The organism is Metabacillus sp. RB-C-LZQ-3-1 (genome assembly GCF_058315175.1).
In genome coordinates this window covers 53,282-67,199 of the sequence record NZ_JBZFLI010000002.1, presented here as the reverse complement: position 1 = coordinate 67,199, position 13,918 = coordinate 53,282, and the positions used below count along the sequence as shown (strand labels likewise).

Annotated in this window: 12 protein-coding genes; all 12 read right to left on the bottom strand. The window is 36.0% G+C overall.

The window, feature by feature from the left end:
- Positions 1–281: 281 nt before the first annotated feature.
- The 12 genes from AC4GZ8_RS03720 to AC4GZ8_RS03665 all read right to left on the bottom strand — a co-directional run bounded on the left by AC4GZ8_RS03720 (position 282) and on the right by AC4GZ8_RS03665 (position 13,797).
- Entirely contained in the window at positions 282–2,651 is a 2,370-nt protein-coding gene (locus tag AC4GZ8_RS03720; RefSeq protein ID WP_491080480.1) for an FtsK/SpoIIIE family DNA translocase, read from the bottom strand.
- A gap of 142 nt (positions 2,652–2,793) precedes the next feature.
- On the bottom strand, positions 2,794–3,018 hold the full coding sequence (locus AC4GZ8_RS03715) for a YlzJ-like family protein (protein WP_491080479.1): 225 nt from the start codon (positions 3,016–3,018) through the stop codon (positions 2,794–2,796).
- On the bottom strand, positions 3,015–3,758 hold the full coding sequence (locus AC4GZ8_RS03710) for a ClpP family protease (protein WP_491080478.1): 744 nt from the start codon (positions 3,756–3,758) through the stop codon (positions 3,015–3,017). Before AC4GZ8_RS03710 ends, AC4GZ8_RS03715 begins: the two co-directional genes overlap by 4 nt.
- Positions 3,759–3,985: 227 nt before the next feature.
- Complete coding sequence (locus AC4GZ8_RS03705; protein ID WP_491080847.1) at positions 3,986–5,653, bottom strand: ribonuclease J; 1,668 nt, start codon at positions 5,651–5,653, stop codon at positions 3,986–3,988.
- 269 nt (positions 5,654–5,922) lie between these two features.
- Positions 5,923–6,801 carry a 4-hydroxy-tetrahydrodipicolinate synthase gene (gene dapA / locus AC4GZ8_RS03700; protein ID WP_491080477.1) on the bottom strand — a complete coding sequence of 293 codons (879 nt, stop codon included), beginning with the start codon at positions 6,799–6,801 and terminating at the stop codon, positions 5,923–5,925.
- Positions 6,802–6,905: 104 nt separating this feature from the next.
- Positions 6,906–8,123 carry an aspartate kinase gene (gene dapG, locus AC4GZ8_RS03695; RefSeq protein ID WP_491080476.1) on the bottom strand — a complete coding sequence of 406 codons (1,218 nt, stop codon included), beginning with the start codon at positions 8,121–8,123 and terminating at the stop codon, positions 6,906–6,908.
- Positions 8,124–8,191: 68 nt separating this feature from the next.
- A complete protein-coding gene (gene asd / locus AC4GZ8_RS03690; protein WP_491080475.1) occupies positions 8,192–9,235 on the bottom strand; it encodes an aspartate-semialdehyde dehydrogenase in 1,044 nt (347 codons plus the stop codon).
- Between the two features lie 123 nt (positions 9,236–9,358).
- Positions 9,359–9,961: a dipicolinate synthase subunit B gene (locus AC4GZ8_RS03685; protein WP_491080474.1), complete on the bottom strand. Its 603-nt coding sequence runs from the start codon at positions 9,959–9,961 to the stop codon at positions 9,359–9,361.
- Complete coding sequence (gene dpaA / locus AC4GZ8_RS03680; protein ID WP_491080473.1) at positions 9,958–10,860, bottom strand: dipicolinic acid synthetase subunit A; 903 nt, start codon at positions 10,858–10,860, stop codon at positions 9,958–9,960. Before dpaA ends, AC4GZ8_RS03685 begins: the two co-directional genes overlap by 4 nt.
- 208 nt (positions 10,861–11,068) lie before the next feature.
- On the bottom strand, positions 11,069–11,329 hold the full coding sequence (locus AC4GZ8_RS03675; RefSeq protein ID WP_491080472.1) for a YlmC/YmxH family sporulation protein: 261 nt from the start codon (positions 11,327–11,329) through the stop codon (positions 11,069–11,071).
- 219 nt (positions 11,330–11,548) lie between these two features.
- Positions 11,549–12,790 carry a M16 family metallopeptidase gene (locus AC4GZ8_RS03670; RefSeq protein ID WP_491080471.1) on the bottom strand — a complete coding sequence of 414 codons (1,242 nt, stop codon included), beginning with the start codon at positions 12,788–12,790 and terminating at the stop codon, positions 11,549–11,551.
- 23 nt (positions 12,791–12,813) lie between these two features.
- Complete coding sequence (locus tag AC4GZ8_RS03665; protein ID WP_491080470.1) at positions 12,814–13,797, bottom strand: polysaccharide deacetylase family protein; 984 nt, start codon at positions 13,795–13,797, stop codon at positions 12,814–12,816.
- Between the last annotated feature and the right edge of the window lie 121 nt (positions 13,798–13,918).

Genomic DNA, 13,918 nt, shown 5'->3' with positions numbered 1-13,918 from the left:
AATGTATAAGAGATCAGACATCTGATGTTATACACCTTACTCTAATCGAAAATACTATATCATGTTTTTATCTAGAAATAAATAGAAACGAATAAAATTGTCGAAATAATAAAAGTTGTCTATGTTTATAGTATAGTTTGTTTCCTTAAAAATATTTAATATCACTAACCTTCAGTTTCACAGTCTTATCGTACTCCTTTTGTCGTATTTTGTCGATAAGAAAATAAAAAAACTAAACAGAAAATGGTCTATCTTTACCCATTTCTGTTTAGTCATTTCTTTTAAGATGTTAATTCTTCATGTTTTTCTTTGGAAAGCAGGACATCACGTGGTTTAGAACCTTCATAAGGTCCAACAACTCCTCGTTCTTCCATTGCATCAATCAATCTAGCCGCCCTGGTATACCCGATACGGAAACGTCTTTGAAGCATAGATACAGATGCAGTTTGCATATCAACCACAAGCTGTACAGCTTCTTCATATAAGTCATCCTCAACTTCTGTTGTCATTTCAGCCACTTCAGTCGGAATCATTTCTTCTTGATATTGAGCTTTCTGTTGACCAATGACAAAGTTCACCGTTTTTTCTACTTCATCATCTGACAAAAATGCCCCCTGCACACGAACTGGTTTTGATGCCCCAACAGGCAGAAAGAGCATATCACCTCTTCCTAAGAGCTTTTCCGCTCCCCCCATGTCTAAAATTGTTCTAGAGTCTGTTTGAGAAGAAACACTAAACGCAATTCGCGAAGGAATGTTAGCCTTAATAACACCTGTAATAACATCAACAGACGGACGCTGTGTGGCAATAATAAGATGGATGCCGGCAGCACGTGCCATTTGTGAAAGCCTTGTAATAGAATCTTCTACATCAGAAGATGCTACCATCATTAAATCAGCAAGCTCATCAACAATGACAACAATATAAGGAAGCTCTGGTTGTTTTGCTTCTTCTTCTAGATTATTCCGCCTAATAATCTCATTATAACCTTCAATATTTCTAGTTCCTGTGTGTGAAAATAGCTCATATCTTCTTTCCATTTCATTCACGACTTTTTTTAGTGCCTGAGACGCTTTTTTAGGATCTGTTACAACAGGAGCTAATAAATGTGGCACTCCATTATAAACATTTAATTCAACCATCTTAGGATCAATCATCATTAATTTAACTTCATGAGGTTTTGCTCTCATTAAAATGCTTGTGATAATTCCGTTAATACAAACACTCTTACCACTACCCGTAGATCCAGCAACAAGTAAGTGAGGCATTTTATTGAGCTCTGCTAAAACAGCATCACCTGATATGTCTCTACCTAATCCGATGAGAAGTTTTGCATCCGGGCGATCATTAGCCTTTGATTCTAGTACCTCTCTTAGAGACACCATCGCAATCTCCGAATTCGGAACTTCAATTCCGACAGCAGACTTTCCTGGAATCGGTGCTTCAATTCGAATATCTTTCGCTGCTAAAGCCAGTGCCAAATCATCACTTAAGTTAACAATTTTACTAACTTTTACACCCACATCCGGATATACTTCATACTTTGTTACCGCTGGACCTAAATGAACCTGTGTTACTTTTGCTTTAACTCCAAAACTTTGAAACGTCTTTTCAAGCTTCCGTGCATTTTCATAAATATTTTTCTTATCTGCTTGTTGTGAATTGTGCTTTGGTGCTTTAAGTAAATCTATTGGTGGAAGCTTATAATCCTTATTTTCGACTTCAACAAAAGCCATAGGTTGAATCATTTCCTGCTCTTTGCTTGATTCCTCAGAAAGGTTTTCATAATCACTCTGCGTTTTTCCGGATGCTCTTCCATGATTGTTTTCAGATACTTGTTGATTTTCCATTGTATGAATAACCATTTCTTGCTGATCTCCATTGTCGGAAAAACTTGAGATAATCGGTTTTAGCTCATCTTGCTCGTCCACCATCAGCTCATCAACATTATTGTTCTCAAATTGTTTTTGCTGTTTTCTTTCTTTTTGTTCAGTACGCTTTTGTTTGATTGCTTCGGGGAGACCTTTCATATCTTCTATAAAACCAATAGTTTGGTTTATTATAAACCTTCCAATTGGTCTAAGAATTTTTGCAACTGTTGCCTGCAGAGAACGACCTGTTATTAAGATCATGCCAATTACAATTAAAACAATCGCGATGATTCTTGATCCGGCTTCTGCAAATAAGTAATAAGAGGAAGCAAAAATAATTGCTCCTAGCATACCTCCTCCTAAATCAACATGACTTGCTTCTCCTTTAACATCCATCCAAAATAATTCCAGTGTATTTGAAATAACACTCGGCGAAGCAAACGTACCATTATGTGATAGCAGTTTGAATAAAGTGACATGACTTAATAGCAATAATGAAGCCGTGACACAATAAATTCCAACCATCTGTCTGTTAAATAACTTTGGTATTTGCCTTTTCCAAATCAAATATAGGGAAAATAGGACAATTCCTATTAAAAATAACATGTACCACTCTCCACTGAAAAACCGAAACAAATGGACAAATGTAGAACCAACAAATCCTAGTTTGGATATGGAGATGAGGGCGATTGCCAAAATGATTAATCCTACTAGCTCATACTTTAATGTTCTTTTCCAATCATCCTTTGACTTTCTCTGTCTTCTTTTTCTTTTAGCCATTTACATCACCTGTTATCTTTTAATCTTCTTATTAGCCAAAGGCTTTATTATGTATAAAAATGATTTCGATAATCAAAAGAAGAAAGCAGCCGAATCAGGCTGCCTCTTTGTACATACTAATATTTATTATACCATAATCCTCTTAATTGATCGAAAAAGACATTGTAATTTTTTGACCTGGACATAATTGAGAATCAAGATAATGCTGTGGGTTACTACTCATCACACGAATAATTTCGTACTGAGAGTTTTCTGTTTGTTGAACAAGAAGTTGTACACCATTCATTTCAACGATGGATTGTTTTTTATAGTCCCCTTCAACCGAAGGGAACATGAGTTCCTCTGGCATCATTGTATAGTATATCATTGCAGCACCTTATCTTCATCATTTTTTTCAAGCATACTGTTTAGTTTTTGAATAGCTTGCCCTACTCCTCCGACTTCATCGATTAATCCATATTCAACAGCATCTCTTCCCACAACATTAGTTCCGATATCTCTTGTTAAATTCCCTTTTGATAACATTAGCTCTTTAAATTTTTCTTCACTGATGCCGGAATGGCTAATTACAAAATTGATCACTCGTTCTTGCATTTTATCCAGATATTCAAATGTTTGTGGTACACCAATCACTAAGCCAGTTAATCTAACCGGATGGATTGTCATCGTTGCTGTTTCAGCTATAAAGGAATAATCACAAGAAACAGCTATTGGTACCCCAATTGAATGTCCTCCTCCTAAAACAATAGATACTGTCGGTTTTGATAATGATGCTAGCATTTCTGCAATGGCAAGTCCTGCTTCAACATCTCCTCCAACAGTATTTAAAATGACAAGCAAACCTTCAATATTAGGATTTTGCTCGATTGCTACAATTTGAGGAATAACATGCTCGTATTTTGTTGTTTTATTTTGTGGTGGCAATTGGATGTGCCCTTCTATTTGTCCGACGATTGTTAAACAATGGATTTTTGACTCATTCCCCATTTGTGGCACATTAGTTTGACCGAGCTGCTGAATTTTATCTACAATGGAGCTCTCTTTATTTTCTTGTTTCTGTACTTCCTCATCTTTTATGTAATGATCATGATTTGTCATGTTAGCCATCCTTTCTTTATCAGTCTGTTTGTAGTATTTACAACCTTATTTTTTTCATACGAAATGATGGAAGGATGGATACAAAACATCATTTTTTTATCATGATCTAGATAGGATAGAAAAGTTTTGCTTTTCGCAAAATCCTACCGGCGAAGGCTTTTATTATTGAATCAACATAGAATTTTATAGTATACAATAAAAAAAGCATTGAAAAAATTCAATGCTTTTTTGACATTTTATATTTCCATAATGATTGGTAAAATCATTGGACGTCTTTTCGTTTTTTCGTATAGGAATTGATTAAGTGCTTCTCTAATACTTAATTTAAGTTGTGACCATTCAATCGAATATTCTTGCATACTTCGCTCTACTATCGTCGCAACCACCTTTGTAGCATTTGTAATTAATTCTTCTGATTCTCTTACATATACAAATCCTCTTGTAATAATTTCAGGACCAGATATGATTTGTTTTCTTTGTTTATCCAATGTAACAACTACAATTAGAATTCCATCCTGTGATAATAAACGACGATCACGGAGAACAATATTACCAACATCTCCAATACCTAACCCATCAATAAGTACATTTCCTGATGGTGCTTTTCCACCTGTATATACTTCATCTCCTTTAAACTCAACGATGTCGCCTTTTTCAACAAGAAAAATGTTTTGAGCATCAATACCAACTTGTTTAGCTAATTTTTCATGTGCTTTTTGCATTTTATATTCCCCATGTATTGGGATAAAATATGTTGGTTTCGTTAAATTCAGCATCATTTTTAGTTCTTCTTGGTGTCCGTGCCCAGAAGTATGTATTTGTTTTTGTCCAAACACAACATTCGCGCCAGCTCTACTTAAAATATCAATCGTTTTAGAAAAAACAAGCTCATGTCCTGGTATTGGCGTTGCAGCTATTAAAACAGTGTCACCATTTTTAACATTAACTTGTTTATGTGCTTGTTTGGCCATTCGTGATAGAACAGCAAGCGGGTCGCCATGATTGCTTGTCGTTAATATTGCAATTTCCCTTTCAGAATGTTTATTTATCTCATTAATTGATATAAATAAATCCTCTTCCACGGAAATATACCCTAGATTAATAGCAAGATTTAAGATATTTCGCATATTTTTACCAACAACGGCAAGTTTTCGGTTATTTTTGACGGCAGCATTAATGACTTGTTGAATGCGGTATAAATTAGAGGCAAAAACGGCAACTATGACCCTTCCTTCAGCATTATACATAACATCTGAGATTTCTCCGCCGACATTGGCCTCTGAACCTGAATACCCTGGCTTCTCTGCGTTTACGCTATCAGATAACAAACAAAGGACACCGTTTTCACCAAGAGCCGCAATTTTCCCAATATCCATTAGACTATTTCCAACAGGTGTTTGGTCGAACTTAAAGTCGCCTGTATGAATGATCGAACCCATTGTTGTAGAAAAACTAATTCCCACCGAATCTGGTATACTATGATTTGTTCTAAAAAAGGAAACTTCAGTACTTTCAAAAGATAAGACGGTGTCGTTATCAATTTCTTTTACTAAAACAGTCTGCCTCATTTTATTTTCTTTTAGTTTTTCACCAACTAAAGCAAGTGTAAGCTTTGTCCCATAAATAGGAACACTAATATTATTTAATAAATAAAAAATCCCACCTATACTTTCGTCATGGCCATGGGTTAAAAAGATTCCTTTTACTCGGTCTTCATTTTCCTTTAAATATGTTATATCTGGTATAACCATATCAATCCCTAACATTTCATCCTCAGGATACATAAGACCTGCATCCACTACAAAAATGTCGGAATTAATTTCAACAACAAACATATTTTTTCCGACTTCTCCAACACCGCCTAAGGCGATTAATTTTATATTCTCTGTCTTTTCCATGAAAATCCTCCCTACTGAAGTACCCGTTCAACGTCACTTAGAAATATTATAACTGATGAAAGAAATGGAACACAAGGAAATTTTAGTCGTATAATATGCTTTGAGAAGTAGGCAAGATCTTTTTAGTGTGGATGAACTTATGAACTTAGCCAGTAGGTAGGATTTAAGAAAAACCTAGCTGTCGCCAAGTTCTAATTTGGGCAGGACTCGATTTCCAGTAATTAAAAAAGATGGTGCTAACTGTTAGCACCATCTTTTTGTTACCTTTGCGAAACTTACCTTAGATTACTTTGTATTACTTCCATTAATTCGCTTCTTTCTGAACTTGTTAATGGTAATAAAGGAAGACGAACAGATCCAACGTCTAACCCTTTGAACTGTAATGCAGTTTTTACAGGACTTGGATTTGGAGCTGTAAACAACTGCTTCATAATTGGGAGTAATTTTCGATGTTGTTCGGCAGCGGCAGCAGTTTCTCCTGATAAATAAGATTTAATCATCTCCTGCATTTCATCTCCAATAATATGAGATGCTACGGAAACAACTCCATCGGCACCAATGGAAAGGGCTGGTAAAGTTAAACCATCATCACCAGAGTAAAGAGCAAAATCCTCTTTTGTTTTTGAAATAATTTCTGCCATAGCTTCTAAGCTTCCACTTGCCTCTTTAACAGCAACAACATTAGGAATTTCTGATAAACGTACGATTGTATCAACTGACATGTTAACAGCACTTCTGCCAGGAATGTTGTATAACATCACAGGTAATGATGTTGAATCAATAATTGCTTTAAAATGTTGATATAAACCTTCTTGACTTGGTTTGTTGTAGTATGGCACAACAAGCATAATCGCATCAACACCAGCTTCTTCTGCTTGTTTTGTCAATTTAATGGACGCATTTGTGTTATTACTACCCGTTCCTGCAACGACCGGAACTCTACCATTTACTTCTTTCACCGTATGTTTAATAAGGGCGATTTTCTCCTCATTACTTAATGTTGGGGATTCACCGGTTGTCCCTGTTACCACCAAAGAATCTGATCCATGATTGATTAGGTAATCAATTAACATTGTTGTTTTTTGAAAATCAATGTTATTGTTTTTATCAAATGGGGTTATCATCGCTGTAGAAACTTTTCCAAAATGACTCATTCTTACCTTCACTCCTTATGCAGCACATTGTAACTAATATGTTATCATGCTTAGTCTTATAAATGTAAGACTTTCTTTCTTTAACATATTAAAAGAATTTATCTCTATTTTGATAGATCAAAGGCTTCGTGTAAAGCATTAACCGCTTTTATCATATCATCCTCTTTGACAAGCACCCAAATTGTTGTATGGCTATCAGCTGATTGAAGGATTTGGATTCCTTGTTCAGAAAGAGCTGTCACGATTTTTGATGTTACACCTGGAACACCCATAATTCCTGCTCCAACTGCAGAAACCTTTGCACAATGTCTAATAATTGACGGTTCATAACCTAATTCCTGCAGAACTTCAACCGCTCGTGATGTTACCTGATCTGTTACTGTGTAAATAACAGATTTAGGGGTAATATTGAAAAAATCAACACTAATGCCTTCCATCGCCATAGCTTTAAAAACTTCTGTCTGAACATTGTATTGTCCTTCCTTTGCTGTTACTTTGATTTGCGTAACATTTGAAACATGAGCAATTCCCGTGATCAGTCTTTCATGAACATCACTGCCCTTTTTGTCCGTTTGATTAGAAGAAACTAAGGTGCCAGGCATTTTTGAGTAAGTTGATCTTATCCTAATCGGAACTTCTGCTTGCATTGCAATCTCTACTGCTCGAGGATGGATAACCTTCGCACCTTGATAGGCAAGATTTACAATTTCTGTATACGTTACTTTCGATAGTGGTTTTGCATTTTCAACAATTCTAGGGTCTGCAGTCATAACACCTTCAACATCTGTGAAGATGTCTACAAATTCGGCACCAACTGCAGCACCAAGAGCTGCTGCAGAGGTATCACTTCCCCCTCTACCAATTGTTGTAGTATCTCCATTCGTTGTTGATGCTCCTTGGAATCCAGCAACAACAACGACATCATGTTGAGCTAATGTGTCTAACAGGCGGTCACATTTCATCTCTAAAATTTTTGCATTCGTATGCTCATTATTTGTCACAAAACCAGCCTGCGCACCTGTTAACGATGTTGCTTTTATATTATTTTCATTTAATAAGCTTGAAAAAACGATGGATGAAATCACTTCACCACATGAAAGAAGCATATCCTGTTCTCTATTAGAAATATTTTTCAGTTCACCGTAGACCAAGCTTAAAAGCGTGTCAGTCGCATATGGATCACCACTACGTCCCATTGCAGAAACGACCGCAATCACTTTATATCCTTCTTTTATCGCATCTTGTATATGACCAAGCGCCATCTTGCGCCCGCGATCATCCTTTACAGATGTCCCGCCAAACTTTTGAACAATAATTTTCAATGATAACACCTCTACTATAGACGTGAGAGAAGAGAGCCGGCAACATACCATGCTCTCTTCTAAAAGAGTTAAACTAGTTGTAATTTCACTAAACTTTCTGCGATTTGTACAGAATTCCATGCAGCACCTTTTAAAAGGTTGTCAGAAACAATCCACATATGGAAACCGTGATCACGGTCTAAATCTTTACGGATTCTTCCGACAAATACGTCATTCTTACCTACGCAATTTGCTGGCATTGGATAGATTTGTTGTGATGGATCATCTTGTAATGTAATTCCATCAGAATCTTTTAATAAATCTTTCATTTGTTGTGCAGAAACACCTTCAGCATCTACTTCAATATACACAGATTCAGAATGTCCTGTTTCAACAGGTAAACGAACACATGTTGCTGCAACATGAAGTTCAGGCATACTCATGATTTTTTTCGTTTCATTAATCATTTTCATTTCTTCAAAAGTATATCCGTTATCTTGGAATTTATCAATTTGTGGAATTGCATTGAAAGCAATTTGATAGTGTTTATCGTCACCTTTTACAGGAAGAATTTCTGGAGAGAAATCATCACCATTTAAAATTGCTTTTGATTGTTCTTTTAACTCATTTATTGCAGCTGCACCAGCACCTGAAACAGCTTGATAAGTTGATACAATAACTTTATTTAAACCAAATTGCTGACGAATAGGCTCAAGAGCAACAACCATTTGGATTGTTGAGCAGTTTGGATTTGCAATAATTCCATTATGTGCTTTTAAAGCCTCTTCATTCACTTCTGGAACAACTAATGGAACATTCTCATCCATACGGTATGCACTCGTATTATCAACAACAATTGCTCCGCGCTTTACTGCTTCTGGTGCAAGTTCCTTTGATACACTTCCACCCGCTGAGAATAAGGCAATTTGAACACCTTCAAAACTTTCTGGAGTTGCAGCTTCGACAATATATTCTTCATCTCTGAACATTACTTTTTTCCCTGCGGAACGCTCAGAAGAAAGCAAAGTTAATTTAGAAATTGGAAAATTACGTTGTTCTAATGTGTGAAGCATTTGCTGCCCCACCGCTCCTGTTGCTCCGACTACTGCTACATGATAACCTTTTGCTTCCATTTAACACTAGCTCCTTCCAGCTATATTCACTTTAAAATACAGCTTCAAATCTTTTACGTACTATTCTATCACATTAATTGTCGAATGGATGAAAAAATTTGATTCTTTGATTGAATTATGAAATTATTTCTCTAAATCACGGAATTTCTCTACAACAACAGGTTGATATTGTTTCCCTTCTAATGCAGCTAAAACAGTATCAAGCAAGGCTTCCATTCTCGCAACCATTGAATTCGGTTTTTTGTCAGGTGCATCCTGGCCAAATGGAATAAAATAAATATCTTTTGTTGCCATCAGGCGCATAAGATTTACTCCATTTAAACCAAGGGCATCATTTGTAGAAATTCCTACAACTACAGGGCGATGAGTTCTTAAGGTTGCTTTTGCAGCCATTAGTACCGGTGAATCAGTGAGAGCATTTGCAAATTTACTCATCGAATTACCTGTTAGTGGAGCAATCACCATACAATCCAGCGGTAGTTTAGGACCAAGAGGTTCTGCTGCAACAATGGAATCAATCACTTTATTTCCTGTTAACTCTTCTACTTTTTCTACCCATTCTCCCGCTTTTCCGAAACGGGTTGTTGTGTTTTTTACTGTAAAGGAAACAACAGGAATAACATCTGCTCCCTCATCTAATAATGATTTGATCTGTGGATAGACCTCCTCATATGTGCAATGAGATCCTGTAATACCAAATCCTATCCGCTTACCTTCTAATTTCATGAAGATAACCCCTTTCCATCTATCTTTAACTCACATAAAAGCTGTGTTAAAACATTCGCGACAATTTGCCCGGCTGTTTTTGGAGCTACTATCCCTGGTAATCCTGGTGCTAATAGTGCCTTAATCCCACGTTTTTCTGCAAATCGAAAATCTGTTCCACCTGGTTTTGACGCAAGGTCAACTACTAAGGTGTGTGCCGGCATTTTGGAAATGACCTTAGCTGTTACAACCATTGCTGGAATTGTATTTATACATACATCTATGTCTTTTACCTCTTGTTCTAGATGATTAATGTGGAACGGACTAAGTCCCATTTCGGTAATTCTAGCTAAATCTGCTGTATCCCTTGCACCTACTTTTACGTTTGCACCTAGTGCAGAGAATGTTCTCGCCACACTCATACCAACTCTGCCTAAACCTAATACAGCAACAGTTGAGCCATGAATTGTTATATCTGTATGTTGGATCACCATCATAATCGTTCCTTCTACCGTTGGAATCGAGTTATAAATTGCTACATCATCTCTTTTAAAGAGTTGAACTAATTTTTTATTTGTTGTTTGAACTAGATTATCTAAATAAGAATTTGAAATACCAGAATAAATGGTGCAATGAGAAGGTGTTTGATTCATTAACTCTTCAGTTAAAATGACCTCTTCATTTGAAAAGACAGTTTCCACAATCCCTTCTTGATTCGTACCAGGGATTGGCAATATAATCGCATCTATTTCTTGAAATGGAACCTCATCCATTTTGACTTTGGTTGCACCAGTAAACCCATGATCAAGTTGGTCAAAACCAATGAGAAAAAGCTTTGCATCAAGTTCAGTTAATTTACGGATAACTTCTAGCTGTCTTGCATCACCGCCAATAACAGCTACGTTTAATCCTGTTAACATGTTGTATGTTCACCTTCTTTTTGCTTATGTTTCTGTTTACAGTTCCTTGAGATCCTAGGATAACTTACTTCAACATACTATGTAGAAATCGACATATGGGTGAATAAACAGAAGAGAAAAAGAAAGAGGTTTTCATGAACGGATTGGTATAAAAAAATCTTAGTGGGTATACAAAAAAACGATCGGCAAATTGCCAATCGTAGAGGTTTTAAGACTCAATTTTATCAATTTGTTCATCCGGTATGTCGAGAATAATCATATCAGTTCCAATCTTTTTAATATGCTGCCAAGGAACTCGAATTTCTTGACCTTGTTTTTTTAAACCAAACCATTTTAACGAAGGGATGATAAGCGTTGTAATTTGCCCAGTTTGTTCATTAATCTCAAGATCTGTTTGCCCAAGTACCCCTAATCGTTCTGCTCGTTTCACATCAACGATTTCTTTTCCAGATAGTTCACTAAGTCTCATATTCATTCCTCCTTATTACTATCTTATCAACCGACCTCATAAAAAAATGCCTACAATTTATATAAAAATAAATCGTAGACATCTATTTTTTATTTAAGACCCCCAGCTCAATTTTTTGAGTTTACATAGAGGGAAGGTGGGCGATAACTGCCCGTCAAGGTCCGATTGGTTCAACTAACCATCAGCGGGGGATGAAGCCCCCACTGATGGAAGTTTCATTTATGATTGAAGTTTCGTTGGTAATGTCCCTTCAGGGCTGATAAGAGCAACAGAATAGGTGTCAGTGAATATTTGATTAGCAAGCGTATTTACACTTTCTTCACTTACCTCATTCACTTTTTCTATAATCGAGTCTAAAGAGCGATGATAGCCAAGCAGGAGTTCATTTTTCCCATTTCGACTCATTCGACTATTTGTACTTTCCAGGCTTAACATTAAACTACCCTTCATTTGCTCCTTACTATTTGCTAATTCTTTTGCTGTAATTCCCTCAGCCTTTAAAGTTGCTAATGTCTCTTGAATTGTATCAAACAAAAGATTTAATTGCTTGCTGCCTGTACCGCCATAGATGGTAAGCAAGCCGTTATCTTCATATGAAGAGTGATAGGAGAAAACAGAGTAAGCAAGACCTTTTTGCTCACGAACATCCTGGAACAAACGGCTACTCATACTACCACCTAGTATATTATTTAAGACGATCAAACTATAAATATCATCATGTCCAACCTCAAGACCATTGAATCCGATACATAGATGAGCTTGTTCTGTATCTTTTTGTCTAGCTAGTTTTTGATCATGAAAACTTGGTTTTTGAAATTCTCGTTTTTGTGCTTTGGTTTCATACGATCCAAAAAACTTTTCAACTTCTTTTATAAAACTTTCATTTACGTTTCCTGCAACAGATATAACGACATTTTCTGGTGTATAGTGATTATTCATATACTCTCTTAATGTATCACCATTAAAAGACGTTAAGGTTTCCTCCGTTCCTAAAATAGGATAACCTAACGGATGATTTTCATATGTTGCTTTGCTCAGAATGTCGTGAACAATATCATCAGGAGTATCTTCGTACATCTTAATTTCTTCATATACAACATTTTTTTCTTTTTTTAATTCTTCCTCATCAAAGGTTGAATTGAAGAACATATCAGCAAGTACATCTAATGCATAACTAGCATGATCATCAAGAACTTTTGCATAATAGCATGTATATTCCTTCGAAGTAAAAGCATTTACTTGACCACCAATACTATCGAAAGATTCTGCAATTTCTCTTGCTGTTCTTGTTTTCGTTCCTTTAAAGAACATATGCTCTAGAAAGTGAGACACACCGTTATTTTCAAGGTTTTCATTTCGAGATCCCGTTCCAATCCAAACTCCTATTGCAACAGATCGAACTGTTGGAATATTTTCCAGTACAATCCTTACTCCATTTTGACACGTATATTTTTTGATCAAAAGTGTTCCTCCTTCTTCGTTGTCTATTCCTTATTTGGTTGTATATCTTTTCTAAATAATCGTTCTTCATCAACGAGCATTGTCACTGAACCAAAGGAATATCCCTTTTGCTTAATCGATAGTATTAAGGTTTCTAAACTTTCTGATGTTGAAGATGTTGGATGCATTAAGATGAGTGCTCCGTTATGGACTTTTCCCATAACTCGAGATACTAATACATGTGGTTCTGGACGTTGCCAATCAATAGTATCAACACTCCACATGACTGTTTTCATATTCATTTCATCTGCAATTTTTACGACCTCTTTTTTAAAACTGCCACTTGGAGGAGCAAACCAAGTTGGAGTGATATCTGTAACAGACTTTATCACATCATTTGTTTTGGCTAATTGTTCTCTTATTTTATCTGACGACAGTTGACTCATATCGGGATGAGTATAGGAATGATTCCCTATTTCATGTCCTGCGTCAACAATCATCATTGCCATATCAGGGTTTTCTTTAACCCATCTTCCTTCAAGAAAAAAAGTTGCTTTAACATGATATTTATTTAACGTTTCAAGCATATCAGGAATGTACTCATTTCCCCAAGCTACATTGATTATAAAAGAAACCATAGGCTTATCAGGATGACCTCTATAAATTGGCTCAGCTTCTAGATCTTCAAGGTGAATAGATGGTTGTACTTGTCGATAAACTAGAAGATTTTCATCAAAGGAGCCTTTCGTTTTCATCTTTTTATATGACTCATCAATATCTACTTCTAACCCATTATAACCAGGGGTAGCTTTCCACACTTTATGTATTTCTGCATTTTGAGCTGGAATTCTATATTCCTTTGCTTTAGCTGCAATCTCTTCATATAGCTTATCTTGATGTTTAGCAACCGTTATGTCAGCTTCTTTTATTTGATCAAGATATGATGAGGTATATGGATTTTTTATAAAGCCTATGGCTACTGTTATAATGAACACAATTCCTACAAGTTGAATAATTTTCCTTTGCATTATGTATCCCCCTTTTTACTAAAAAATATGTAAAAAGGGGACAAGGTAGAACAAAAATGGAGTTTGTCCTGTAAATGATCTACCAAAGCATATAATTGAAAAAAGAAGCCTGGTTACCCAC

What these genes read in the sequence shown, in the direction of transcription:
- AC4GZ8_RS03720 (WP_491080480.1), bottom strand. Translation starts at nt 2,651, where the DNA reads ATGGCTAAAAGAAAAAGAAGACAGAGAAAGTCAAAGGATGATTGGAAA.
- AC4GZ8_RS03715 (WP_491080479.1), bottom strand. Translation starts at nt 3,018, where the DNA reads ATGATATACTATACAATGATGCCAGAGGAACTCATGTTCCCTTCGGTT.
- AC4GZ8_RS03710 (WP_491080478.1), bottom strand. Translation starts at nt 3,758, where the DNA reads ATGGCTAACATGACAAATCATGATCATTACATAAAAGATGAGGAAGTA.
- dapA (WP_491080477.1), bottom strand. Translation starts at nt 6,801, where the DNA reads ATGAGTCATTTTGGAAAAGTTTCTACAGCGATGATAACCCCATTTGAT.
- asd (WP_491080475.1), bottom strand. Translation starts at nt 9,235, where the DNA reads ATGGAAGCAAAAGGTTATCATGTAGCAGTAGTCGGAGCAACAGGAGCG.
- AC4GZ8_RS03685 (WP_491080474.1), bottom strand. Translation starts at nt 9,961, where the DNA reads ATGAAATTAGAAGGTAAGCGGATAGGATTTGGTATTACAGGATCTCAT.
- dpaA (WP_491080473.1), bottom strand. Translation starts at nt 10,860, where the DNA reads ATGTTAACAGGATTAAACGTAGCTGTTATTGGCGGTGATGCAAGACAG.
- AC4GZ8_RS03675 (WP_491080472.1), bottom strand. Translation starts at nt 11,329, where the DNA reads ATGAGACTTAGTGAACTATCTGGAAAAGAAATCGTTGATGTGAAACGA.
- AC4GZ8_RS03665 (WP_491080470.1), bottom strand. Translation starts at nt 13,797, where the DNA reads ATGCAAAGGAAAATTATTCAACTTGTAGGAATTGTGTTCATTATAACA.